Source organism: Pseudoalteromonas sp. P1-11, from assembly GCF_001399995.1.
Classification (GTDB): domain Bacteria; phylum Pseudomonadota; class Gammaproteobacteria; order Enterobacterales; family Alteromonadaceae; genus Pseudoalteromonas; species Pseudoalteromonas atlantica.
In genome coordinates this window covers 456,012-478,746 of the sequence record NZ_LJSP01000004.1, presented here as the reverse complement: position 1 = coordinate 478,746, position 22,735 = coordinate 456,012, and the positions used below count along the sequence as shown (strand labels likewise).

24 protein-coding genes are annotated in these 22,735 nt (G+C 41.4%); 14 read left to right on the top strand and 10 right to left on the bottom strand.

What is annotated here, in order from left to right; translation table 11 throughout:
- Window positions 1-12 precede the first annotated feature (12 nt).
- Entirely contained in the window at window positions 13-669 is a 657-nt protein-coding gene (locus tag AN390_RS10375) for a class I SAM-dependent methyltransferase (RefSeq protein ID WP_055254338.1), read from the top strand.
- A gap of 181 nt (window positions 670-850) precedes the next feature.
- Here the strand turns inward: AN390_RS10375 and AN390_RS10370 are convergent, their stop codons facing one another.
- Genes AN390_RS10370 through AN390_RS10355 form a run of 4 tightly spaced genes read right to left on the bottom strand, consistent with a single transcriptional unit; the run spans window position 851 to window position 3,763 of the window.
- Complete coding sequence (locus AN390_RS10370; RefSeq protein ID WP_055254336.1) at window positions 851-2,317, bottom strand: P-loop NTPase fold protein; 1,467 nt, start codon at window positions 2,315-2,317, stop codon at window positions 851-853.
- Between the two features lie 36 nt (window positions 2,318-2,353).
- Window positions 2,354-2,746 carry an ACT domain-containing protein gene (locus tag AN390_RS10365; protein ID WP_055254334.1) on the bottom strand — a complete coding sequence of 131 codons (393 nt, stop codon included), beginning with the start codon at window positions 2,744-2,746 and terminating at the stop codon, window positions 2,354-2,356.
- A 17-nt stretch (window positions 2,747-2,763) separates the two neighbouring features.
- On the bottom strand, window positions 2,764-3,306 hold the full coding sequence (locus tag AN390_RS10360) for a DUF6942 family protein (protein WP_055254332.1): 543 nt from the start codon (window positions 3,304-3,306) through the stop codon (window positions 2,764-2,766).
- Between the two features lies 1 nt (window position 3,307).
- Window positions 3,308-3,763 carry a YaiI/YqxD family protein gene (locus tag AN390_RS10355; RefSeq protein ID WP_004588273.1) on the bottom strand — a complete coding sequence of 152 codons (456 nt, stop codon included), beginning with the start codon at window positions 3,761-3,763 and terminating at the stop codon, window positions 3,308-3,310.
- 120 nt (window positions 3,764-3,883) lie between these two features.
- Between AN390_RS10355 and AN390_RS10350 the strand changes: the two genes are divergently transcribed.
- Window positions 3,884-4,405, top strand: coding sequence for a lipocalin family protein (locus AN390_RS10350; protein WP_055254330.1), 522 nt, complete (start codon window positions 3,884-3,886; stop codon window positions 4,403-4,405).
- Between the two features lie 237 nt (window positions 4,406-4,642).
- On the opposite strand, the gene AN390_RS10345 is transcribed toward AN390_RS10350, so the two are convergent.
- Genes AN390_RS10345 through AN390_RS10335 form a run of 3 tightly spaced genes read right to left on the bottom strand, consistent with a single transcriptional unit; the run spans window position 4,643 to window position 6,911 of the window.
- Window positions 4,643-4,984, bottom strand: coding sequence for a DUF3325 domain-containing protein (locus AN390_RS10345; RefSeq protein ID WP_055254328.1), 342 nt, complete (start codon window positions 4,982-4,984; stop codon window positions 4,643-4,645).
- Window positions 4,981-6,576 carry a PepSY domain-containing protein gene (locus AN390_RS10340; RefSeq protein WP_055254326.1) on the bottom strand — a complete coding sequence of 532 codons (1,596 nt, stop codon included), beginning with the start codon at window positions 6,574-6,576 and terminating at the stop codon, window positions 4,981-4,983. The genes AN390_RS10345 and AN390_RS10340 overlap by 4 nt, the downstream gene beginning before the upstream one ends.
- Window positions 6,573-6,911 carry a hypothetical protein gene (locus AN390_RS10335; protein WP_055254324.1) on the bottom strand — a complete coding sequence of 113 codons (339 nt, stop codon included), beginning with the start codon at window positions 6,909-6,911 and terminating at the stop codon, window positions 6,573-6,575. Before AN390_RS10335 ends, AN390_RS10340 begins: the two co-directional genes overlap by 4 nt.
- A 222-nt stretch (window positions 6,912-7,133) precedes the next feature.
- Here AN390_RS10335 and AN390_RS10330 point away from each other — a divergent pair, with 222 nt between their 5' ends.
- The 4 genes from AN390_RS10330 to AN390_RS10315 all read left to right on the top strand — a co-directional run bounded on the left by AN390_RS10330 (window position 7,134) and on the right by AN390_RS10315 (window position 11,513).
- The gene (locus tag AN390_RS10330) at window positions 7,134-7,490 is read left to right on the top strand and encodes a VOC family protein (protein WP_055254322.1); all 357 of its coding nucleotides are present in this window, start codon (window positions 7,134-7,136) and stop codon (window positions 7,488-7,490) included.
- A 150-nt stretch (window positions 7,491-7,640) separates the two neighbouring features.
- On the top strand, window positions 7,641-8,231 hold the full coding sequence (locus tag AN390_RS10325) for a uracil-DNA glycosylase family protein (RefSeq protein ID WP_024033006.1): 591 nt from the start codon (window positions 7,641-7,643) through the stop codon (window positions 8,229-8,231).
- A complete protein-coding gene (locus tag AN390_RS10320; RefSeq protein ID WP_055254320.1) occupies window positions 8,228-8,965 on the top strand; it encodes a phytanoyl-CoA dioxygenase family protein in 738 nt (245 codons plus the stop codon). Before AN390_RS10325 ends, AN390_RS10320 begins: the two co-directional genes overlap by 4 nt.
- A gap of 163 nt (window positions 8,966-9,128) precedes the next feature.
- Window positions 9,129-11,513: a TonB-dependent receptor gene (locus AN390_RS10315; protein WP_055254318.1), complete on the top strand. Its 2,385-nt coding sequence runs from the start codon at window positions 9,129-9,131 to the stop codon at window positions 11,511-11,513.
- Here the strand turns inward: AN390_RS10315 and AN390_RS10310 are convergent.
- Window positions 11,497-12,426: a LysR family transcriptional regulator gene (locus AN390_RS10310; RefSeq protein ID WP_055254316.1), complete on the bottom strand. Its 930-nt coding sequence runs from the start codon at window positions 12,424-12,426 to the stop codon at window positions 11,497-11,499. The genes AN390_RS10315 and AN390_RS10310 overlap by 17 nt on opposite strands.
- Before the next feature lie 90 nt (window positions 12,427-12,516).
- Here AN390_RS10310 and AN390_RS10305 point away from each other — a divergent pair, with 90 nt between their 5' ends.
- The 3 genes from AN390_RS10305 to AN390_RS10295 all read left to right on the top strand — a co-directional run bounded on the left by AN390_RS10305 (window position 12,517) and on the right by AN390_RS10295 (window position 16,312).
- Complete coding sequence (locus AN390_RS10305; protein ID WP_055254313.1) at window positions 12,517-13,323, top strand: class II aldolase/adducin family protein; 807 nt, start codon at window positions 12,517-12,519, stop codon at window positions 13,321-13,323.
- A 129-nt stretch (window positions 13,324-13,452) separates the two neighbouring features.
- Entirely contained in the window at window positions 13,453-15,438 is a 1,986-nt protein-coding gene (locus AN390_RS10300) for an AMP-binding protein (RefSeq protein ID WP_055254311.1), read from the top strand.
- 1 nt (window position 15,439) lies between these two features.
- Window positions 15,440-16,312 carry a bile acid:sodium symporter family protein gene (locus AN390_RS10295; RefSeq protein ID WP_055254309.1) on the top strand — a complete coding sequence of 291 codons (873 nt, stop codon included), beginning with the start codon at window positions 15,440-15,442 and terminating at the stop codon, window positions 16,310-16,312.
- A gap of 55 nt (window positions 16,313-16,367) precedes the next feature.
- Here AN390_RS10295 and AN390_RS10290 read toward each other — a convergent pair whose 3' ends face one another.
- Window positions 16,368-17,276, bottom strand: a complete 909-nt coding sequence (locus AN390_RS10290; RefSeq protein ID WP_024033013.1) for a LysR family transcriptional regulator — start codon at window positions 17,274-17,276, stop codon at window positions 16,368-16,370.
- Window positions 17,277-17,391: 115 nt separating this feature from the next.
- On the opposite strand from AN390_RS10290, the gene AN390_RS10285 reads away from it, so the two are divergent.
- From AN390_RS10285 to AN390_RS10265, 5 genes are read left to right on the top strand one after another with little or no spacing between them, the layout of a single operon-like run.
- Window positions 17,392-18,612 carry an acyl-CoA dehydrogenase family protein gene (locus tag AN390_RS10285; RefSeq protein ID WP_029772866.1) on the top strand — a complete coding sequence of 407 codons (1,221 nt, stop codon included), beginning with the start codon at window positions 17,392-17,394 and terminating at the stop codon, window positions 18,610-18,612.
- Between the two features lie 9 nt (window positions 18,613-18,621).
- Window positions 18,622-19,443: an SDR family oxidoreductase gene (locus AN390_RS10280; protein WP_055254307.1), complete on the top strand. Its 822-nt coding sequence runs from the start codon at window positions 18,622-18,624 to the stop codon at window positions 19,441-19,443.
- Window positions 19,444-19,455: 12 nt separating this feature from the next.
- Complete coding sequence (locus tag AN390_RS10275) at window positions 19,456-20,529, top strand: phosphotransferase family protein (protein ID WP_055254305.1); 1,074 nt, start codon at window positions 19,456-19,458, stop codon at window positions 20,527-20,529.
- A complete protein-coding gene (locus AN390_RS10270) occupies window positions 20,529-21,233 on the top strand; it encodes a histidine phosphatase family protein (RefSeq protein ID WP_055254303.1) in 705 nt (234 codons plus the stop codon). The genes AN390_RS10275 and AN390_RS10270 overlap by 1 nt, the downstream gene beginning before the upstream one ends.
- Window positions 21,234-21,243: 10 nt before the next feature.
- Complete coding sequence (locus AN390_RS10265) at window positions 21,244-21,990, top strand: SDR family oxidoreductase (RefSeq protein WP_173644032.1); 747 nt, start codon at window positions 21,244-21,246, stop codon at window positions 21,988-21,990.
- A gap of 89 nt (window positions 21,991-22,079) precedes the next feature.
- Here AN390_RS10265 and AN390_RS10260 read toward each other — a convergent pair whose 3' ends face one another.
- The gene (locus tag AN390_RS10260) at window positions 22,080-22,652 is read right to left on the bottom strand and encodes a hypothetical protein (protein WP_055254299.1); all 573 of its coding nucleotides are present in this window, start codon (window positions 22,650-22,652) and stop codon (window positions 22,080-22,082) included.
- Between the last annotated feature and the right edge of the window lie 83 nt (window positions 22,653-22,735).

Sequence of the window (22,735 nt, the reverse complement as noted above, 5' to 3'; positions counted from 1 at the left end):
AGGAGTTAAAAAATGCCAACATTCACAGGCGAGCAAGCAACGCATTACAACGACCGCATTACCCGTTTAGTCCCTGGTTATGAGCTATTGCACCAACTTACTAATGCTCAACTTAAAGCAACCCTTAAAGATAACGCACATATTTTAGTCGTGGGCGCAGGCACAGGCAAAGAGATACTCGCCCTTGCCGCGCTTAACCCTACTTGGCAATTTACCGCGCAAGATACCTCAAGTGATATGCTCGCAATTGCTAAACAAGCGTTTGAAGAGCACGGCATAGCAAAGCGCGTTAATGTTATTGAAGGCGAGCTTGATAAGCTATCTACCAAGGCCGATGCGGCGCTATGCCTACTCGTAATGCACTTTTTAAAAGACGACGGCAGCAAAAAGCAGCTTCTAAAAAATATTAAAGCTAATTTAAATAAAGGCGCAAACTTATTTATTAGCGATTTAATGAAACCCGAAACCGACTTTGAGCGCGAAGCACAAATTACTGTGTGTGCCGATTTAGGCTTAAGTGATGCAGGGCAAGCCTACACAGCTCAAAACTTAGACAGTGAATTTTACCCACTTGATAGAATGCGCTTTAGCGAGTTACTTAACGAGTGCAAATACGGTATTCCTAAGCTTTATTTTAAAGCGCTCGGTTTTAGCGGATACGCTGTTTAATTTTGTACAAAACTAAAAAAGTACCCGCTATTTAGCACCAATAAAAACACCGAGTGAACAAACTCGGTGTTTTTATATAGCCCCTTTTCTTAAAGCGTAGGACGGTTAAGCGAAGCGCCACCCGATGGGCTAATATCAACATCACTCAAATTATTGTTATACTTACCTGATGATATTATTGTTATTCTATATGTCCAGATAGATCAATTATTTTTTGGTAATCTTCCCACATCCAATAGTTACAACTTTCAGAATCTTTGTGATTTATCATTTCTGAAATTAGCTTCCCTATATTAGTTCCATTATCTAACTTTACCTCTGAATAGCTTCTTGATTGAATTCTAAGCATGACTCTCTGCTCAGGGTATGTAGTGAGAACACCTCCCGCAAAGCATTTTTTTCCATTAGTAATAGTTACACACTCAAACATAGAATCAACAAAAGCCTTTAAAGGACTGCCAATAATAGATGCACCTTGAATTTTAATCGAAAAGCTAGCATGACTTATATTTTTTCTATTTTCTTGCTTATCTAAATGCTGCTCTATTAGGCCGATTATTAAAACAACCGTATTAATTAAAGGGCAAACTGCTGTTCGTGCTGATACATAGTCTAAACTTGTAAAAAAGCGATTTAGTATTTGTTCTATCCCTCTTAGCTCAATTTCATTACTTTCAAACAAATTGGCAAAGAAGTTAATATTACCTCTTTGATTATCAGTAAATGGGTATAAAAGTAAATTTTTATACTTGCTGAAATCTAAATCTTTAGCTAATAAATAATCAACCAAAGGTATAGGTGGTAAAGTAATTTTTCTATCAAAGAAACGGCGTAAATAAAGCTTTGCATCAAAACCAGACCCATATATTGACTTAACTGAATGCTCTAAGACTTCTGTATTTGTAGCAACTAAAAAAGTACATCCCTTAGTTTCAAAAAAGTGCTTAATAACCTCTAAAACTTCAACGGCATAATTTGGACGGCACCTATCTAGTTCATCGATCAAAATAACTATTGGTATATTCAACTCATAAATGATCTCAATTAGTTCAGATAAATAGGTAATGTGGTTCTTTATATCTTTAACTGCTGAAATAGAAGCTATATGGTTTTTTTGAATTTCTTCCGTAAATTTTTGCAGTTGTGTTTTAGAAGTTAAATTAGGGGTTGCTTCAACGATTTTTGTTACAGCCTTAGTTCCAGCTAAAACCAAAGGTTCATCTGTAAAAGCAGCCGCCGCATCAAAGTACTTCAAGCAAATACCTAACTTGCTTTTTAAATCGTTAAATTTGGCTACAGCCCCTTTTCTATCCTTAGCTTTTCCATTCGGAGCCTTTTCTTTAAAAACATACTCAACCTGCTCTAATAACTCGCTGCATATGACTGCAAGGGGGTTATTTGAAAAGTCACTTTCCCATACATCAATATAAACAACTGGATGATTGCGTTTTGCTAACTCTGTATATAAGCGACGAATGAACTCTGTTTTACCAGAGCCATAAATACCATTTAGGTTAATTACGCGACTCTCTGACGTAAGAAACTGAGCAATAAATTGTCCAAATTCTTTTCTATTTGTTTTACATGTATCCCAATTATACGTGTCTTTCCATTGATTAAATTTGCTAGCGTGATTTGAAATATCCATATATTTTTCCGTATATTTTAAATAGTATTTTTAAATCTAACCAATCTCACCAAGTGCTTTCATAGCGGCCTGCGCTTTATCGGTTTGTACAAAAATATGATCGTGATAAAACGCAGCTACTACGTTAGCGCTTATATTATGCTCGGTTAATTTGGCCGATACCGCAGCGGTTAACCCAACAGCCTCAAGGCTTGAATGCACATTAAGAGTGATTAAATTATATTTAGCTTCATAAGTAATACCGGCTTTATCGGCGGTATCTGCATTTAAAATAAGGGTTAGGCCTTCTTCTTCAACGTAACTGGCAAGCGGGTTTAAATGAACGTAGTCAGCAAGGCTGCCTGCTAAACAACAAAATATGTATTCACCTTGCTTAAGCTCAGGGTTCATTGATTTTAATAACGTATTTAGCTCTAAAATTCCCGCCATGTTGAGTCCTTACATTTTCAATTAGATGTTTTAAGCTTGGCAACTAGCTCGCTTAATCGGGCTATTTTAATATTACTTAACTGCCGGTAATCAAAGTACGGGCACACGATAATGTTATTCGTTGTATCAATTGCAAACTCATCGTCTAACCAATTAAATTGCGCATTAAGCTTACCATGCTGTAATAAGTTTTTAGCATGGGTTCGCCCAGCAATAATATGCAGTTGATTTTTATTTGCGCCGTTAATAATGGGCGCACTAAATAACAGCGCTGTTTTACTGTTTTTTTGCAGTAAAAATGTATCGCGATACGCTTGCCAGCTAGCGGCTTGTTTAGCAAAGCTGTAATGCTCACTCGGTAGCGCAAACAACACTTTAGCGTATACGTTAAACACTTTACGCCAGCCATTCCCGCAGTGCTGGTTTATTGTATTTATTTGCTCGTTTATTACAGGCTCAACACTGTGTAGGGTTGCAAAGTAGGGCATAGGCGGCGCTTTTGCCACATAAACGGCTACGCTAAAGGCTTGCTCACCTAAGCCAATTAGTTGCTCACTCACACTAGCTCGCCTTTTTTTGCGCTAAAATACGATCGAGGTTATTGGCAAAGTTTTGGCGGTCGGTTTGGCTAAGCGGTGGTGGCCCGCCACTCATTTCTACGCCGCTTGAGCGCATGGTATCCATAAAGTCGCGCACGTTTAATAACGAGCGAATATTCTCTGGCGTGTAAAGCTCACCACGCGGGTTAAGTGCTTGGCCGCCGTTATCTATAACTTCACTGGCTAGCGGTATGTCGCCAGTAATAACTAAATCGCCTTTTTCTACGCGTTTTACTATTTCGTCATCGGCCACATCAAACCCGCTCGAAACCTGTACGCGGCTTATAAATTTTGAAGGCGGAATGCGCATTGCATGGTTAGCTACTAAAATGGTTGGTGTTTGCGTGCGCTCAGCGGCTCTAAAAAGTATTTCTTTTATTACCACAGGGCATGCGTCGGCATCTACCCATATTTTCATGCTTAAATCTTTTAATTGCTCTAGTATTTAGCTGATCCTATAGCAATTTATTTTAATCGGCTAGCAAACTTTATTGGCTTAGAGCCGTACAAACAACATCACTTTTAAAAAGGAGCTTTCATGAAGGCCATTACGACTATTTTACTCATTACAGGGTTATTTTTACTCACCGCCTGCACAAGCGCACCTGAGGGCATTACCCCGGTTAAGAACTTTGACCTGGAGCAGTACAAAGGTAAGTGGTACGAAATTGCCCGCCTTGATCACTCATTTGAAGAGGGTATGGAGCAAGTAACCGCGACTTACACCGTAAACGACGATGGCACTGTAAAAGTGCTCAACAAAGGTTTCATAACTAAAGAGCAAAAGTGGGATGAAGCACAGGGCTTAGCTAAATTTGTAGAAGGGACTGACACAGGCCATTTTAAAGTCTCGTTTTTTGGTCCATTTTATGGTGCTTACGTTATTTTTGAACTAGACCAAGACGACTACCAATATGCGTTTATTACAAGTTATAACCGCGACTTTTTATGGTTTTTATCGCGTACACCTACTGTTAGTGACAAACTTAAACAACATTTTATAGATAAAGCAAACAAACTAGGCTTTGCTACAGAGCAAATTATTTGGGTTAAACAGTAGGTTATTTAGCTGCGTAAAGGGGCTTTACAGTTGTTGAGCAAATAATTGTTACAGCTGTAATAAAACGATCATCTCACTGTAAGGTAAGTTAAATATGTTCGGGCTATATTAGCTGCACTTGCAACGAGACATGCAAGTGTTGGACATACTGAATATCCCCCTATTGTTGGCAAGCTTTATAGCTTGCCATTTTTTTGTCTAAAATTAATGGCTTTCTTTGGATCAGGTTTTTACTAACTAAAGTGAATTTACTGCCAGTAATAGCCCCGATAAGCCAATCAGTAACATATTTAAAAAGCTAAATGGCTTAATCAACTTTTCTATAAAATTATAAAAAATCGTTATAATTAATACACTTAGACCCATAAAGCCACAAAACAGTAAAGCACCGTATCCCTGCTGCGTAACCACGCAGAACAATAAACTTAGTAAAATACTGATCCAAGCAACTATTAGTAGCAAATTACTTTGCAGCTTAGAGGGACGCGTTGTAAACACCGTTTTAAAATGCGCTGGTTTTGCCAAAGCAAAACCATTAAAAGCAAACAAACAGAGGCTAAAGCTAAGTAAATCAATCATGCTTTTTGCCCCTTTTTATTATCGGCTAGCTTATTAGCTGCTTTTTTAGATGCACTAGAAGCAGTACGTAATTTTTCGGTTTGTACTAAAAACAGTATGCTAAACAGTAAAAATACCGCATCGAAAATAAACAAGGCCCATTGTTTATTAAGTAAGTAGCTCACTATATTACCCTGTGTGGTAAGCGCATTTATTGCCGGTACACTCAAACACGCGAGGGCATTTATGGCAGCCATTACACGCCATTGCAGCCTATCGCGCTTTAAAAGTGCCATAACGGCAACCACTAACCATGCTAAAAAGAACGCTGTAACTTCTTTTTCACCACGCCCTGCTACGGTTGGACTAAGTAATCTATTGGCAATAAAAAAGGCGCAAGTAGCCAGTGGTAAACCCATAATGGTGGCAAGGTTTAAAGCTTCGACTAATTGTAAGCCAAATGAGGCTTTACCCTTATTACGCTCGCGTATGCGTTTAGCCCACATTATGCAGCCAGAGCCAATCATTACGCAGCCTGCAATTCCGCCAAGTACGTATAACCAGCGCAGTAAAGGCGTAGCAAAGCGCCCTGTATGCATAGAGTTAAGTGATTCATAAAGTGCTTTACTACTGCTAAGTTCGTCATCAGTTTGTGCAACTAACTCGCCCGTAGCACCACTAAACAAAAGCCGCGGAGATTGATCGCGAAGCGCCTTTGCAGGGCTTACCAATACCGTTACTGTTGAAGCGGCCATATTCGGTTTACTAACCTGAACACGCGTAATATCTGCACTAGGCCACTTGGTATAAACTTGATCCAAAATAGTGTTTATAGGGAGCAATTCTGCACTGCCTTGGGCGTTATTAGTCACGTTATTGCTAGGTGTTACATCGTTAAAAAAGCCACGCATACCCTTGTCGTACGTCGTTAACGCAGGGTAGGGGAACAACATAAATATAAGCGTAATAATGCCTGTGTAGGTAATCATTAAATGAAACGGTAGGGCAAGTACCGAGCTTAAATTATGTGCATCTAACCAGCTACGAGTCCCTTTATTGCGCCTAAAGGTAAACATATCTTTAAATATGCGCTTATGAATAACCACGCCCGAAATTATTGCCAGCAGCATAAAAAAGCTGGCAAAACACACTACCCAGCGACCTGTTATGGCATCTAAATAATAAAGCTGATAATGCAACCGGTAAAAAAAGTTACCACCTTTACTTTCAACAAAAGGAGGCAGCGCTTGCATGGTGTTTGGGTTTAATTGGGTATTTACAAACTGGCTGCGGCGCTGCCCCGGCTCTTTAGGTTTTGCATAGCCATATACCAAATACGGTATTCGCTCTTCGGGCAAGGTAATACGCCAACTAGGGGAATTTGCAGCGTGCTGATTTAAATAATCAAAGCCCTTAATAATTTGCTGCCTTTGCGCGGCCACTCTGTCTGTTTGGGCTTGCACATTGTGTATAGCCGGTTGATTCCACAAGTTTATTTCATCTCTAAAAAAGCTCGCTGTGCCTGCAAAAAATATTACGTAAATAATCCAACAGGTAAGTAAGCCCACCCAGGTATGTAGCCAGGTCATCGACCTAAAAAAACTGTCTTTCATAGCCAACCCTTCAGTAATGCCAATACAGCAACAAAAAAACCTGTGCTTAGTAAAATACTGATCCAAACAGTTTTTAACGACTTAACCGAAAACGCATAAATAAACACTGCGGCGTAAATTAAAATACTGATAGACACACACAGTAATACGGCATCTTGCTTAGGAATGGGCAGCAGTACACTTAATACTGAAATACACGCTGAGGTAAACGCATAGCCACCCAATATGGCAATAATAAAACGCAAAAATACTAACAATCTATAGCTTTGGGCCACATTTAAAAGCGCAGCTAGGTTAGTTTTTGTAAAAGGTGCTATGTGCAGAGGTGCCTGCATAGTTAACAAATCCCTTATTCAAATACGAGAATAAAAATAAGGCGTTATTATAAAGCTTACAAATACAAAAGATAGCGATTCTCATTTGTATATTCTAGTTAATTTAACATTAGTGCCTAGCATGTTAGTAAAATACTGATCTCTGCTGTTTTAGGGTTATTGCTTAGCTAATTACGAAGGTTTACAGTGGTCAATACTGGCAAGCCAAAGAGTAAATTTAAAATGAGCAACCACGAAAAACTAAATTATGTAGAGTTTCCCGCGTGCGATTTAACAGCTACAAAAAGCTTTTTTACTAACGTGTTTAACTGGCAATTTACCGACTATGGCCCAGAGTATACGGCATTTAGCGGCCAAGGGCTTGATGGTGGCTTTTTTAATGCACCGCTTAAATCACTTACTCAACATGGGGCCGCACTGCTGGTGTTTTACAGTAACGACATTCACGCAACCTATAAAAAAGTAGCGCAATATGGCGGCAAAATAGTAAAACCTATTTTTGAGTTCCCCGGTGGTTGCCGCTTTCATTTTACCGAGCCTAGTGGTAACGAATTTGCCGTATGGTCAGAAAAACAATAAATATATCAAATAATTAGTTGTTATTTTCAAGTGAGATCACGATTTTACCAACTAATAACTAATTTGAGTAAAATAAACCGATTTTTTACCAACTCATTAGGTCTAAATGGCCATTCAGAACGTAATTTAAGCATTTAAGGCCAGATTTATATGGATCCGATCAATTTAATTGAGCAAGTTAGTAAATGCGTGATCTGTGAACCTCATTTACCGTTAGGTGCTCGCCCCGTTATACAATTTAATGCCAATGCGCGTATTTTAATTGCCGGCCAAGCACCGGGCATAAAAGTACACGAAACTGGCAAGCCCTTTAACGATGCCAGCGGAAACCGCCTACGCGAATGGCTTGGGCTAAGTGTTGATGAGTTTTATGATCCGCAAAAAATAGCTATTTTACCTATGGGCTTTTGTTACCCTGGTAAAGGTAAGTCGGGCGACTTACCTCCGCGTAAAGAATGTGCACCTGCATGGAGAGCGCAATTACTGGCCGCTCTACCAAATTTAGAGCTTACAATAGTGCTTGGTAAATACGCGCAGGCTTATCATTTACCGCATACTAAAAACAGGCCCTTAACCGAGTTAGTAAAATCGTGGCGTGAGTATTGGCCGGAGCATTTGGTGCTACCACACCCAAGCCCTCGCAATAATATTTGGCTTAAAAAAAATCCATGGTTTGCACAAGATGTACTGCCAGAACTTGCTGAACGGGTTGCTGCAATATTAAATAAAGAACCACAATGAACAGCTATAAATCAAACGGTTATATGCTTGTAAAGGGGCTTTACAGCACCAAAGAGCTAAATAAAATTAAGCTCCTAGTTAATGCCTTTCATACACAGTGGAAAACTAATAACCGTGAGTTTTATCAATCCCGTGCCATTAATAGTTCAGGCATAACAAATAGTGCGTATTTAACGGCGCAGCAAAACGAAGCCTTATTTAGTTTAATAGCTGATAACAAATTAATTAACCGTGTAAAAAAGGCGATTAGTGAGCCACTGTTTTTAAATACTCAGTTATTTTTTAATCCCGTTAATGTTACACAAAAAAATTATTGGCATCGCGATATGCAATACCATTTAAATGTGCAAGAGCAACAAGCTGCGTTAAACGGGCCCGACGTAGTGCACTGCCGGTTAGCCCTTGAAGACGAGCCAGGTATAGAGCTTGTACCCCACTCGCATAAAAATTGGGATACACCAGAGGAGCTAAATGTACGTTTTGCAAAAAATAATAAACTGCCAAGCGATAACTTAACTACAGGCAAAGTTATTAAACTTAATGCGGGTGACTTACTGTTGTTTTCAGCCAATATGATTCACCGAGGCTTATACGGCAAAAACCGCCTAGCACTGGATATTATTTTTTGCGAAAATGCACCACAGCTTACTGCCTTTATCAATGCAGCAAACACCCCAAGCTCGGCAGTAGCAAATAAAACCGCTAATCCACAAGTATTTTTTAACCCACTTTAAACCCGCTATAACCCCATTTAGCACAACACTTTTTCGCTTAACTATAAATATTACTAATAGTGTTGAATAAATAAACATCACTGTTATTTATTTTAAGACTCGTCAGTATGAAATAGACGCAAAATTATCCAATAAAAATAACCTCTATAATGGAGTTGCAGCTATGACAACTGAACACACACAATCACACACACGTTTAAAACCTGCTTTTTTAAAACAAAAAACACTGACTTTATTTACGCTCAGCGCATTAAGCGTGGGTATGGCACAAGCTGGCGAGCAAAAAGTAAATAACAGCGAGCTTGAAACCATTACCGTCACCTCGCAAAAGCGGGTGCAATCACTACAAGATATTCCTACCTCTATTCAAGCGCTTTCTGGCGACTACCTCGAGCAAAACAGTGTTGACGATTTACTCGCCCTAAGCGAAAACCTACCTAACGTGCATATAACCGAAACCTCAAGCAGCAAACGTATTTTTGTACGCGGCATAGGCTCGGGTACTAACTCAGGCTTTGAGCAATCGGTTGCTATGTATAAAGATGGCGTGTATTTAGGGCGCGGGCATCAGGCTAAATTTCCATTTTTAGATATGCAGCGCCTTGAGCTTATAAAAGGCCCGCAGTCGGTTATGTTTGGTAAAAACGCCACAGCAGGAGCCTTTAGTATGATCTCAAATTCGCCAACCGATGTACTTGAAGGCAACGTATCGGCAGAGTTTGGCTCTGACAACGAAAAGCGCTTTACAGGCGTTATAAATATTCCTATTAACGATGATTTAGCCATACGTATTGCCGCATTTGATCATTCTGTTGATGGCTTTTTATATAACCAAGCGCGCCAAAGTGATGAGCAATCTAACGACTCATCAGGTGCACGTTTATCAATAGATTGGCAAATAAACGATGATATAAACGCATTGTTTAAATGGGAACACGGTGAGTTTGAATCGCATGGCTCGCGCTACCAATACATTATTGATACTCCAAACCGAGATTTACAAATAGCAAATGACCCTACTAACCCAGGCAATGTAGGGTATCGTTCACTTTTATTAAGCGACAACTCGGGCCTTGATTACACAAGTTCGGTATCGGGCGATGGTCACCCAGGTGGGCTTAATGAGCAAAGTAAAACCACGCTTGATAACGCATCACTTAAATTAACCTATAACCATGGCGAATACGAATTTACCTCTTTAACCACGTATAGCGAGTACGATTGGGACTCAACCTTTGACGCCGACTTTTCAGAAATCCCGCTTATAAAACAAGACTACTTAGAAACCTATAACCAGTTTACGCAAGAGTTTAGAGTAAGCTCGCCAACAGGGCGCACGCTTGAATACGTAGCGGGCATTTTTTACATGAGCAGCGAGCTTGAACACCCAAACGATATTTTATTTGGTGCATCGTTACTTATTCCTGATTTAGTGGGTACATCATTGGGCGTAAATGCGCTGTTTGATCAAGACCAACAAAGCTACTCAGCATTTACCGCCCTTACTTGGAATGTAAACGCGCAATGGCGCGCTAATTTTGGCCTGCGTTATCAAAAAGAAGAAAAAGAAGTAAGCAGCGTACAAAGTGTGTATAGCGTATTTGAGCCAAACACACCGCAAGCCGTACAACAATCTGCTAATGCCGCTGCGCCCACTATTTCAGGGCAGCTTTCGGGCGCGGGGGTACATAACCTTAACGCTAAGCGTGATGAATCGCACTTATCACCCAATATTAGTGTGCAATATTTAGGGTTTAACAACACCATGTTATTTGCAAGCGCTGGCATAGGCTACAAAGCCGGTGGTTTTGATGGCTCTGGCTTAAATGGCTCACAAGGTAACACGGTTGATGCAAACTCAGGCTTTGAGTTTGACGACGAAAAAGCCACAAAATTTGAATTTGGCATAAAAGCCGAGCCAATTAAAAATACTCTACAAGTAAATGCTACACTGTTTTACACCCTGTACGATGACCTACAAGTATCTGAATTTAATGGTAATGCATTTGTAGTTAAAAATGCTGCCGAAACCAAAGTAAAAGGGATTGAGCTCGATTCGCGCTGGGCAATAAATCAAAGTTGGCAGCTATCGGCAAACCTTGCGGTGCTTGATTTTGAATACGAACAATACGCCAGTGCATCGCCAACGGTTATGCAAAGCGAGCTACTTGGCCAAGCATTTCAAGATTTAACCGGGCAAACTGGCGCGTTTGCTCCCGATTACTCAGGCAATATAGCGATTGATTACAATACCGAGATGTTTTCAAACCTTACTTTAAGTAGCAATTTAGCGCTTAACTTTAGTGACGATTACTTTTTAGAGCAAGATCTTGACCCAATAGCCAAGCAAAGCGCTTTTGAAAAGCTAAATTTACGCATAGAGCTAGGTAGCAGTGAAGGAGATTGGTCGGTGGCGTTATTGGCTAAAAATTTAACCGATAAACACACTTTTTCGCAGGCCAACGATGTGCCAGTAATTAGCTACGCACACCGTTTTTTATCAGAGCGTGGGCGCAGTTATCACGCACAATTTAATTACCGCTTTTAAGTTTGTCAGCAGGGATAAGTTGCTGGGCTAAACCTAGCAGCTTTTCTCGCATCCAACTATTTACTAAATCGTCATCAGCTTGTTCGTGCCAATACATGTGCACGGGCATTAACGGCACATCAAACGGCAAGCTAGTTACATGCACAGGCATTTGCTCTTTTAATACCTGCGCGTACGCGTTTGGCATGGTCATTATCATGTCGCTTTGGCTAATCACTTTAGTCGCCGCAAAATAATGTTCACATTTAAGCACTACATTACGGGCAAGTGCATGCTTTGCCAGCGCCATATCAATAATATCTACCTGCGCACCTTTTAACGACACCAACGCGTGCGATGCCTTTGCGTAATTTTGTACGGTTAAGTCATTTAATATTGGGTGATCGTGCCTACAAATTAGCGAAAAATGCTCATTACAAATAAAGGTGTTTTTTATGTGGTTACTGGTAGGGGTAAGCACATCAATAACTATATCGAGCTCTTGGTTTTCGAGTGATTTTTCCATATCAACATGCGACACCTGTCGGCTGTTAATCGTGATATTGGGGGTGTTTGTGAGTAGGTCGCTCATTAGCGGCGGAAAAAATATCGATTCTAAAATATCTCTAAAGCCAAATTTAATTTCGCGCTTAAAGGCGGCTATATCAAAAAGCCGTTCGTTATTTAAGGTTGACTCTAATACCTGCACCGACTCAATAACTTGCGCTATTATTTTTTGGCAAAAAGGTGAGGGCACCATACGCCGACCGTGGCGAATAAATAATGGGTCGCCAAACTTTTCTCTAAGGCGAGAAAGCGCATGACTAACAGCAGGTTGCGTTAAATGCAGTTTATCCGCTGCAGTGGTAATACTGCCCTCTTGATATACCGTTTTAAGTATTACAAACAGGTTTAAATCTATCTTTCCATGCATAGTATTTATGTTTAACCATTAATTAACATCACTTCTATTTATCTTAAGCGAGACTAAACTAAAGTCAACAGAGTTTAATTTAGGATTATTATGAGCAATACACTAGAGCAGCAAGCCGCAAAAATGACCATAGGCAGCGACAAATTTAAACTTATTATGCCGCCAAAATTTAACACCCTAGAGGAGCAACGCAGCTACGAAAAACAACGCCTAGCCGCTGGGTTTAGAGTATTTGCCATGTACGGTTTTGATGAGGGACTTGCTGGGCACATAACACTTCGCGACTGCATAGAGCCCGATACCTTTTGGGTAAACCCTGTGGGTATGCATTTTTCGCATATTAAAGCGTCAGATCTTATTCGGGTTGATCATAAAGGTAATATTATTGAAGGCAGCACACCGATTAATAACGCCGCGTTTGCTATTCATTCACGCATACACATGGCACGACCCGACGTAAACGCAGTAGCCCATGCCCATACACGTTATGGCCGTGCGTTTTCGGCATTAGGAGAGTTACTTAAACCAATTTCGCAAGATGCCTGCGTATTTTACGAAAACCACAGTGTATTTGATGTATTTAGCGGCGTAGTAGCCGACAGCGAAGAGGGCGACATGATAGCTAAATCACTGGCTGATCACTGCGCTGTTATTTTGCAAAACCATGGTTTACTTACCGTTGGTTCGTCGGTTGATGCCGCAGTTGCCAATTTTGTATTGCTAGATAGCTGCTGCCAAAGCCAATTATTAGCGCAAGCCGCAGGCGAGCCCAAGCTTATTTCTCACGATGTTGCGCTACACACTAAACAAGCCAATGGCTCAGAGCTAGTTACATGGGGGAACTTTCAGCCCATGTATCAGGTTGTTGCCGCAAAAGATAACAGCTTTTTAGATTAAAACACTGGCAATAGCTTAATTTTGATAGACTAAAATTTGCGCGGTAATGGCCCACACACCCAAAGCCGCGTTTAAATACTATGCACTCACACGCAAACACACACATTATAAAGATACGTTGAGGGTTTTATGAATATAACAACAATTAAAAACCACGCCGATGTTGGCAATTTAAACCTTGCTGAAATATCACCAGAGCAACTTCCTCGCTCTACTTATCATGCCATTTTACAATCGGCAAAAAACTTTGGTGATGCAACCGCTATTGAATACATTTTAGATGGCGACTGCATTAGCGAAGCGCAAATTCCGTTTGCAAAAAAGCTAATTCACCGCATTTTAATGACCTTTAAAGGTAAAAGCTTTGCTAATCCGCACCGTAAAATGAGCTACAAAGCGCTCGCAAAAAACGTAACAGGGCTTGGCAATGCATTGCACTCGTTGGGTATTACAAAAACCGAGGTTACCTCGCTGGTGCTACCTAACTTCCCTGAAACCTATGTATCGCTTTGGGCAGCAGAGGCCGCAGGCATTGCAAACCCCATAAACCCCTTGCTTGATGAGTCCATAATGAAAGAAATTATGATCTCAGCCAATACCAAAGTAATCATTGCCCTAGGCCCAGTCCCTGGTAGCGATATTTGGCAAAAAGTAATGGCAATTAAAGAGCATATACCCGGCCTAAAAGCGGTTATTAGCTTATTTGGTGACGACATAGCGTGCTCGCAAAATAATAAAGTACCCGTGTATGGGTTTAAAAAGTTACTCGCGGCGCAAAATACGCAAGCAGCTAATTTTATTTTGCCTGAGCAAAGCGATGTGTGCGCGTATTTTCATACGGGTGGTACCACCGGCCTACCAAAACTTGCCAAGCACTTGCACTTAAACCAGCTCACCAATGCAGGGCAGGTTAATTTACTTTCGCCAGTAAACGCAGGCGATACCATGCTAGTAGGTTTGCCCATATTTCATGTAAATGCGGCGGTAGCCACAGGCATAGCCTCGGTAATGAAAGGCTGTAAAATTTTACTCGCAAGCCCTTCTGGCTTTAGAGGTAAAAACATCATTCAAAACTTACTCACCCTAATTAATAATTACGATGTAGCCGTTATGACCGCCGTACCTACGGTTTACGCTGCTATGGTTGAGCAAATTACCTCGCAAAAAATATCGGTGCCACCGCTTAAAATGAAGTTTGCTATTTGTGGGGCCGCGCCGCTTTCATCAGATTTACAAGCCCTGTTTACTAAACTCACAAACACCCCACTGGTAGAGGGTTATGGCTCAACTGAGGGCAGCTCAGTAAGTACGTTAATGCCTGTAAACCCGATTAATAAAGAGGCTTCTGTAGGGCTGCCAATACCCGGTATTACACTTAAAATTGCCGATATAAACGAGCAAGGCACGCTTGTTAAAATTTGCGATACACTCGATGTTGGCGAAATAATAATAACCGGTAATAACGTATTTCCGGGTTATGTAGAAGATGCCCATAACCAAGGCGCATGGGTAGTTGATGAAAACGGCCAACAGTATTTTAGAACCGGCGATTTAGGAAAAATAGATGAGAGCGGGTATGTATCTTTATGTGGTAGACAAAAAGAGCTAATAATACGTGGCGGGCACAATATAGACCCCAAAATGATAGAAGATGCCGCAACCAGCCACCCCGATGTAACACTTGCAGCCGCCGTGCCACGCCCCGACAGCTACGCAGGAGAAGTGCCGGTACTTTACGTAACGCTTAGCCCACATAGCACGCTTAAGCTTGATGATCTCACCGCGTATGTTAGCGCCAACATACCTGAGCAGGCAGCAATACCAAAAGCTATTTATATAATTGATGAAATACCGCTTACTGCCGTAGGTAAAATTTATAAGCCCGAACTGGTTTGCCTAGAAATAAAACAAACCATTACAGAGGCTCTTAGCGAGCAATTAATCAACAAAACCGTGCAAATAAATGTGTTTGCTGATAAAAAGTTAGGCATAAAAGCCACAATTTTAGTTAATGAAGATGAGTTAAACGCGCTGCAACAACAGATAAAAACGCTGCTAACCCCGTACTCATTTAACTACGAAGTGCTGGCATTAAAAACAACAGAGGCCGCCTAATTTGAACGCATCATTTTTAACAGAAATCATACTCCCACTCGCCCTTGCCCTTATTATGTTTGGCATGGGGCTTGGGCTTACAGTTGGCGACTTTACGCGGCTTTTTAAAAAGCCCTTAGCAATTGCTATGGGCTTACTAGGCCAAATTATTGCCATGCCGCTACTGGCTTTAGGTTTGTGTTATTTACTTAATTTACCCACGCCTATAGCAATAGGGTTAATGATTTTAGCCGCGTGCCCGGGTGGTACTATGTCAAACGTAGTGAGCCAGCTGGCAAAGGCTAATTTAGCGCTTTCGGTAAGCTTAACCGCTGCCTCAACTGCTATTAGCATTATTACCACACCGTTTATTATTGGCTTTGCCATGCACCAATTTGCGCCGCAAGACGATGCTAATTTTTCTATATTAACCACATCGCTTGGGCTGTTTGTCATTACATTAGTACCTGTAGCCATAGGGATAAGCCTGCGCCATTTTAAAAGCGAATTTGCGATTAAAAGCGAGCCGTTTTTTAGGCGTTTTTCGTTATTTTTTATGCTCGCCATGATAGCCGCGCTAGTAATAAAAGAACGCGCCTTACTGGCAAGCTCGTTTGATGCTGTATTTTGGGCCTGCCTTGCATTAAATATTGGCTCAATGGTCATTGGCTTGCTCATAGCTAAGCTTTCAAACCTTAACCTGACCGATTCACTAACACTTGGGATTGAGGTAGGGATTCAAAACGCATCACTGGCTATTTTAATTGCTATAAGCTTTTTAAATAAGCCCGAATACGCAGTAACGGGCGGTGTATATGGCCTTGCCATGTTTATTGGGCCGCTATTATTAATTGCTGGGCTTAAGTTTAAAAACAAACGCTTTGTAAACGCTTAAAAAAACGCGAAGCGCCAAATTTAGTTCACTAAGTTTGGCGCTTTTATTATAACTATTAACGTTTAAAAATAGGCTGCACTTGCCCGCGTAACCATACTAAAGCGTCGTCTTTATCAGTACTTTGATGCCAATATAAATGCTGATAAATAGCTGGCATAGTGGTGGGAACTGGCCGTGCTATTAGCGTGTCGTCAAGCAGTTGGCTTGCCACCATAGAGGGCAGGGTGAGTAAAAATGGCGCGTCTTTTATTACCTCTTTCGCGGCAAAATAATTTTGACAACGTATAGCCACCTGCCTATTAAAACTCAATTGCAATAACGCAATATCTTCAATAACAGTACCGGTTGCCCGGTTAGATACCGCAACATGCTTAGCCGCTAAATAATTGTCTATATTGAGTTGGTTTTTAAGCGGGTGGTTTTTTTTCATGAGTACACAAAAGTGATCACTTGAAAGAACAGCATGGCTAATGGGCGCTTTTATTGGCCGCGCTACATCAATTGCCATATCTATTTGATGATTAGCTAATTGCTTATGCATATCTTCACGGCTTAATTTTACGCTCGCTAAGCTTGCATTGGGAGCATGTTTTGCCAGTGCAAGTTGCAATTTAGGCAAAACAATAGGCTCTATTGCATCGTGCAGAGCTATTTTAAAGGTTTGCGCAGTGGTCGCTAAATTAAAGTCACCGCAGGCTTGTAGCACTTGGCGTAATTTTTCGAGTAAATCTATTAGCTCGGGTGCCATACGTTGGCACGCAGGGGTGGGGAGCATTAATTGCCCTTGGCGCTCAAATAACGGATCGTTTAATACACTGCGCAAACGTTTTATAGCATGGCTAACTGCTGAGGGCGTTATGTACAGCACCTTTGCGGTTTCGCTCATGTTTTTTTCACGGTATAGGCATTCAAATATTTTAAGTAAATTTAAATCTAACTGCTGAATATTTTTAGCTTCAATCATTATTACCTGCTCATACTATGAATACAATTCACACTTAACTGGTAATATATTTCATTTAATTCATTGGGGCGAATGTTTTATGCTGGGTTAACTAAAAAATAAACAGGCAACCCTAATGAACTTTGAGCCAAGCCAAAAAAGCCAAGACTACCTAAAGCGTGTAACCGCCTTTATGGATGAGCACGTATTGCCTATTGAGCAAGCAGTAGTTGCGCATAACCATGCTAAAAATAATTCAAACGATTGGACCACTTGGCAACTAAGTGAGCACATTGAGCCATTAAAAGCGAAAGCAAAAGCCGCTGGCCTGTGGAACTTATTTTTACCCGATGCAGAACTAGCACAAGGTTTAACCTGCTTAGAGTACGCCCCTATTGCAGAGCAAATGGGTAAATGTTTATTTGCATCAGAAATATTTAATTGTAATGCCCCCGACACCGGCAATATGGAAGTGCTTTATCATTTTGCAAACGATGAGCAAAAACAGCAGTGGTTAACCCCATTATTAAATGGCGATATTCGCTCAGTATTTGCCATGACCGAACCCGATGTCGCTTCATCAGATGCGACAAACATGCAAGCAACCATAGATGTTGATGGCGACGAGCTTATTTTAAATGGCACAAAGTGGTGGACCACCGGCCTTGGTCATCCTAATGCCCAGGTGGCTATTTTTATGGGGCTTTCTAATCCCGAAAACGATAAACACAGCCAGCATTCAATGGTACTTGTGCCGCTAAACACACCCGGTGTAAACATTAAGCGTATGCTAAGTGCCTGTGGCGATTTTGATGCCCCCTACGGCCACGGCGAAATGGAATTTAATAACGTACGCGTACCAAAACAAAATCTTATTTTAGGGTTAGGCAAAGGTTTTGCCATCGCACAAGGGCGCCTGGGGCCTGGGCGAATTCATCATTGTATGCGCGCAATTGGCGCAGCAGAGCGCTGTTTAGAGCTCATGATTAAACGCGGGCTGTCGCGCAGTGCTTTTGGTAAACCCTTACTTAAATTAGGCGGTAATTTAGAACGTGTAGCGCAAGCGCGTATGGCGATAGATCAAGCTCGTTTATTAACCCTGCACGCGGCATGGAAAATAGACACTCAAGGCGTTAAACACGCCATGACCGAAATATCGAGCATAAAAGTAGTCGTGCCTAATATGCTGCAAATGGTCTCAGATATGGCAATACAAGTGTTTGGTGGCGCTGGGGTGTCGAGCGACTTTCCTATTGCCTCGTTTAATGCAATGGGCCGTATTTTGCGCCTTGCAGATGGCCCAGACGAAGTACATATGGGCATGGTTTCGCGCCTCGAACTTAACAAATACCGCTAAGGCAACACCATGAAAACACGACTAATAATAACAGGTGGAGCCACAGGGCTAGGTAAAGCGTTAGCCCTGAGTTACGCAAGTAATTTGGGCGCTAACTTACAAATTTGTATTGCCGATATAAACGCCGAGCGTGCAGCCACAACCATTAGTGAGCTGCAAGCACTAAAAAGCGATGCCTTTTTTTACGCCTGCGATGTAACCAAGCAAGCAGATGTAAAGGGGCTTTACGATATTATCCAAACCAAGTGGCAAGGCGTAGATATTGTTATTAATAATGCAGGTGTAGCAACGGGCGGCTCGCTTGAGGGCGAATCGCTTGAGCAATGGCAGTGGATTATGGATATTAATTTGCTCTCTATGGTGCGGGTGTGCCAAACGTTTTACCCCGCCTTTGTGCAACAAGGCGGTGGCTACTTTATTAATATAGCCTCACAAGCTGGGCTTACCCCTATTCCGTTTATGAGCAGTTATAACGCCGTAAAAGCGGCGGTTATAGGTTTTAGCGAAACCCTAAAGCTCGAACTCGCCCACGATAATATAGATGTAAGTGTTGTGTGCCCGAGCTTTTTTAAAACCAATCTTGATGAATCCATGCGCACCAGCGAGCCGGCCATGAAAACCATGCTTAACCGTGCCTTTGAGCGCTCCCCCATAAACGCAGAGCAAGTTGCCGATATTATTTATCAGCAGTCGCTTAACCGCCCATTTTTAATTTTGACCCATAAATTAGGTAAACAGGCCTTTTTAATGAAAAAACTACTCCCCGTTGAGTGGTACATTAAAAACATGCTGAAAAAAACACGCTCTATGCAACGTTTAAAATCAAAATAATAAAGGCTAGCAATGAACACACAATTATTAGATCAAGCCAAAAACGTACGCCAAGGCGAAGAGCTCGACACACAAAAGGTAGATGCCTGGCTTAAACAGCACCTTACACAGTTAACTGGCGAGCCAAGTGTTACTCAATACGCAGGGGGGGCATCAAACTGGACCTACTGCCTAGAATACCCAGAGCAATCGCTTATTTTACGCCGTGCGCCCAAAGGCACCAAAGCCAAAGGCGCACACGATATGGCCCGTGAATATAAGCTGCAGCAAGCGCTAAAACCAGTTTACAGCTATGTGCCAAATATGGAGGCGTTTTGCGACGATGAAAACATACTCGGCACCGACTTTTACGTTATGGAAAAGCTTACGGGGATAATTCCGCGTAGAAATTTACCACGCGGATTAACCCCCACGCCCGAGCGCACTAAAAAGCTGTGCGAAAACGTACTCGACTGCCTAGTAGAGTTACACAAAGTAGATTACAAACAGGCCAATTTAAGTCATTTAGGCAAAGGTGAAGGCTACACCCAGCGCCAAATTAGCGGCTGGAGCGAGCGCTTTACTAAAGCCAAAACCTGGAATGTACCCAGCGGTAAAAAAGTCATTAAGTGGCTTGAAAACAACCTGCCAAGTAACGAGCGTATTTGCATAACACATAACGATTTTAGGTTTGATAACGCTGTGCTTGATGCAAACGACTACACCAACGTACTGGGTATTTTAGATTGGGAACTTGCCACCCTTGGCGACCCACTTATGGATTTGGGCAATACATTGGCTTACTGGGTAGAGCCAGGAGATGACTTTTTAGCCCAAGCCACTCGTCGTCAACCCACTCACTTAGAGGGTATGCTAACGCGCAAAGAAGTAGTAGCCTACTACTGTAAAAAAATGAATATAACCGTAGATGACTTTACCTTTTACGAAGTGTACGGGCTATTTAGACTTGCCGGCATTGTGCAGCAAATTTATTACCGCTATCACCATGGGCAAACTAAAAACCCCGCCTTTAAACACTTTTGGGTGTTTGTACATTACCTTTTATGGCGCTGTAAAAAAGCCATTAACAACCAAGGTAAAGTCTAATGTGTATTTTATATTTAGTACGCCACGGGCAGGCTAGTTTTTCGGCTGATAATTACGATACGCTCTCAACAAAAGGGCAACAGCAAGCCACACTACTGGGTGAATATTTAGCACAAAAGCAGCTTAAGCCCGATGCTTTATTTGCTGGCAGTATGCTGCGCCATAATCAAACCGCAGAGCTGAGTTTAGCAAGTGCTAATAATACGCCAGTGGTAATAAACGATGCGCGATTAAACGAGTACGATCACGAACATATTTTAGCCGTTTATAACCCACAGCTTGCCACCCCAAGCCAAGTTCGCGCGGCACTTAGCAAGCAAGCCGAGCCTATGGAATACTTTAAAACGGTATTTATTAGCGCCATACAGCAGTGGGTACTCAATCCCGACAGCACTCAATATAACGAAAGCTTTAATGCATTTACTGCGCGTGTACTTGGCGCGCTTGAACAAATAGCCAATGAAAACCACGGTAAAAAGGTACTTATTTATACCTCTGGCGGGCCTATTAGCATTATAACCAGCCATTTAATGGGGCTAAAGCTCGAGCGCTTTATTGATATTAATTGGAGCTTAGTAAACGCAGGCGTAACCAAAGTAGTGGCGCGCGGCAAAGGAAAAAATCAAAAATTAACGATAAGTAGTTTAAACGAGCATCACTTTTTAGAGTGCCACCCACAACAAAAATTAATTACATACACCTAAGGATCTAATTATGCGCAAAAACATACTAATAACAGGTGCAAGTTCAGGCTTAGGCAAAGGCATGGCAAAAGAGTTTGCAAAACAAGGTTGTAATCTTGCTTTATGTGCTCGGCGCTTTGAGCTATTAGAGCAGCTAAAAAGTGAGCTTGAACAAATAAACCCAAATATAACCATTACCATAAAAGTGCTTGATGTTAACGACCACGAGCAAGTATTTAGCGTATTTAACGCCTTTAAAGATGAGCTTAACGGCCTTGATAGAGTAATTATAAATGCTGGTATGGGCAAGGGGGCTTCTATTGGTACGGGTTACTTTAATGCCAACAAACAAACCGCACAAACTAACTTTGTGGCCGCACTTGCGCAAGCTGAGGCCGCAATGGAAATTTTTAGAGCACAAAACCATGGTCATTTAGTGACTATTTCATCTATTAGTGCTGTACGTGGTTTTAGGCGCGCCATGACCGTTTACGCCGCCACTAAAGCGGCTATTACCTCATTAAGTGAAGGCATACGCATAGATGTAATGCACACGCCTATAAAGGTAAGCTGTGTACATCCAGGTTTTATAAGAAGCGAAATAAACGAAAAAGTAAAAACAGTGCCGTTTATTGTTGATACCGAAACTGGCTGCAAAGCACTGGTAAAAGCAATAAATAAAGAAAAAGCCAACAGCTTTGTGCCAAGCTGGCCGTGGGCATTTCTGCATTGGATTTTACGAATAGCACCGCTGAGTACAATTCGTAAAATGTCGTAAGGTTTTTAAATTTTAGGCATTAAAAAAGGTGGCAAATACCACCCTTTATGTACGTGTTTACTTAACCTAGGTTTAGGTTATTTGTAAAATTATAGTAGTGCAAAAATCTTTTGCAGCTGTGGCATGTACTCGCTCACAAGCTCAAGGTTGTTTTCGCTTACTAGTGGGTCTGTAGATTCTTCAGCCGCGCTTGAAGCCTTACCAAACGAGCCCATTAACGAGCTAGCGTCACTGCTTTTAGCACTTTTAAGGCTTTGCAGGCCACCCATTACTTTATTTGCTGTTTCTTGGTTTTCAGCTGAAAGACCCGATTTAAGGTTTTCGATGTAAGCCATAGATACTTCTGAGCCAACAGATACTAATTCTTCAGGCGAAAAACCGTAACGGTTAGTAATATCGGCAAAGCTTTTATATAAACCTTGCTCTTTAATCATGCTTAATGCGCTATTAGCAAGAGAGCTTTGCTCTTCAACATTTTGTTCAGCAGAGCCACCTAGCATGCTTGCTAAATCTAGGTTTTTTAACGAATCTTGGCTGCTAGCCCAGCTAGAAACAGCCGGCAGTGCTTTCATGTAGCTTTGTAATTGGCCTTCGCTAATATCTTCAGCAAGGCTTGAAAAACTCATTGCTAATAAGCTAAGTGATAAAATTATTTTTTTCATTGGGCGTTTCCTATTATTTAATTAAAGCCATTAAAAACTAAATGTAAGCGCCTGCCAATACATAACTAAAGTATTAGGTGTAT

Coding starts and splice junctions, on each gene's coding strand:
- AN390_RS10330 (WP_055254322.1), top strand. CDS start 7,134: ATGAGCAACCACGAAAAACTAAATTATGTAGAGTTTCCCGCGTGCGAT.
- AN390_RS10305 (WP_055254313.1), top strand. CDS start 12,517: ATGAGCAATACACTAGAGCAGCAAGCCGCAAAAATGACCATAGGCAGC.
- AN390_RS10285 (WP_029772866.1), top strand. CDS start 17,392: ATGAACTTTGAGCCAAGCCAAAAAAGCCAAGACTACCTAAAGCGTGTA.
- AN390_RS10320 (WP_055254320.1), top strand. CDS start 8,228: ATGAACAGCTATAAATCAAACGGTTATATGCTTGTAAAGGGGCTTTAC.
- AN390_RS10325 (WP_024033006.1), top strand. CDS start 7,641: ATGGATCCGATCAATTTAATTGAGCAAGTTAGTAAATGCGTGATCTGT.
- AN390_RS10340 (WP_055254326.1), bottom strand. CDS start 6,576: ATGAAAGACAGTTTTTTTAGGTCGATGACCTGGCTACATACCTGGGTG.
- AN390_RS10310 (WP_055254316.1), bottom strand. CDS start 12,426: ATGCATGGAAAGATAGATTTAAACCTGTTTGTAATACTTAAAACGGTA.
- AN390_RS10345 (WP_055254328.1), bottom strand. CDS start 4,984: ATGATTGATTTACTTAGCTTTAGCCTCTGTTTGTTTGCTTTTAATGGT.
- AN390_RS10370 (WP_055254336.1), bottom strand. CDS start 2,317: ATGGATATTTCAAATCACGCTAGCAAATTTAATCAATGGAAAGACACG.
- AN390_RS10355 (WP_004588273.1), bottom strand. CDS start 3,763: ATGAAAATATGGGTAGATGCCGACGCATGCCCTGTGGTAATAAAAGAA.
- AN390_RS10270 (WP_055254303.1), top strand. CDS start 20,529: ATGTGTATTTTATATTTAGTACGCCACGGGCAGGCTAGTTTTTCGGCT.
- AN390_RS10300 (WP_055254311.1), top strand. CDS start 13,453: ATGAATATAACAACAATTAAAAACCACGCCGATGTTGGCAATTTAAAC.
- AN390_RS10290 (WP_024033013.1), bottom strand. CDS start 17,276: ATGATTGAAGCTAAAAATATTCAGCAGTTAGATTTAAATTTACTTAAA.
- AN390_RS10365 (WP_055254334.1), bottom strand. CDS start 2,746: ATGGCGGGAATTTTAGAGCTAAATACGTTATTAAAATCAATGAACCCT.
- AN390_RS10375 (WP_055254338.1), top strand. CDS start 13: ATGCCAACATTCACAGGCGAGCAAGCAACGCATTACAACGACCGCATT.
- AN390_RS10265 (WP_173644032.1), top strand. CDS start 21,244: ATGCGCAAAAACATACTAATAACAGGTGCAAGTTCAGGCTTAGGCAAA.
- AN390_RS10315 (WP_055254318.1), top strand. CDS start 9,129: ATGACAACTGAACACACACAATCACACACACGTTTAAAACCTGCTTTT.
- AN390_RS10335 (WP_055254324.1), bottom strand. CDS start 6,911: ATGCAGGCACCTCTGCACATAGCACCTTTTACAAAAACTAACCTAGCT.
- AN390_RS10275 (WP_055254305.1), top strand. CDS start 19,456: ATGAACACACAATTATTAGATCAAGCCAAAAACGTACGCCAAGGCGAA.
- AN390_RS10280 (WP_055254307.1), top strand. CDS start 18,622: ATGAAAACACGACTAATAATAACAGGTGGAGCCACAGGGCTAGGTAAA.
- AN390_RS10350 (WP_055254330.1), top strand. CDS start 3,884: ATGAAGGCCATTACGACTATTTTACTCATTACAGGGTTATTTTTACTC.
- AN390_RS10260 (WP_055254299.1), bottom strand. CDS start 22,652: ATGAAAAAAATAATTTTATCACTTAGCTTATTAGCAATGAGTTTTTCA.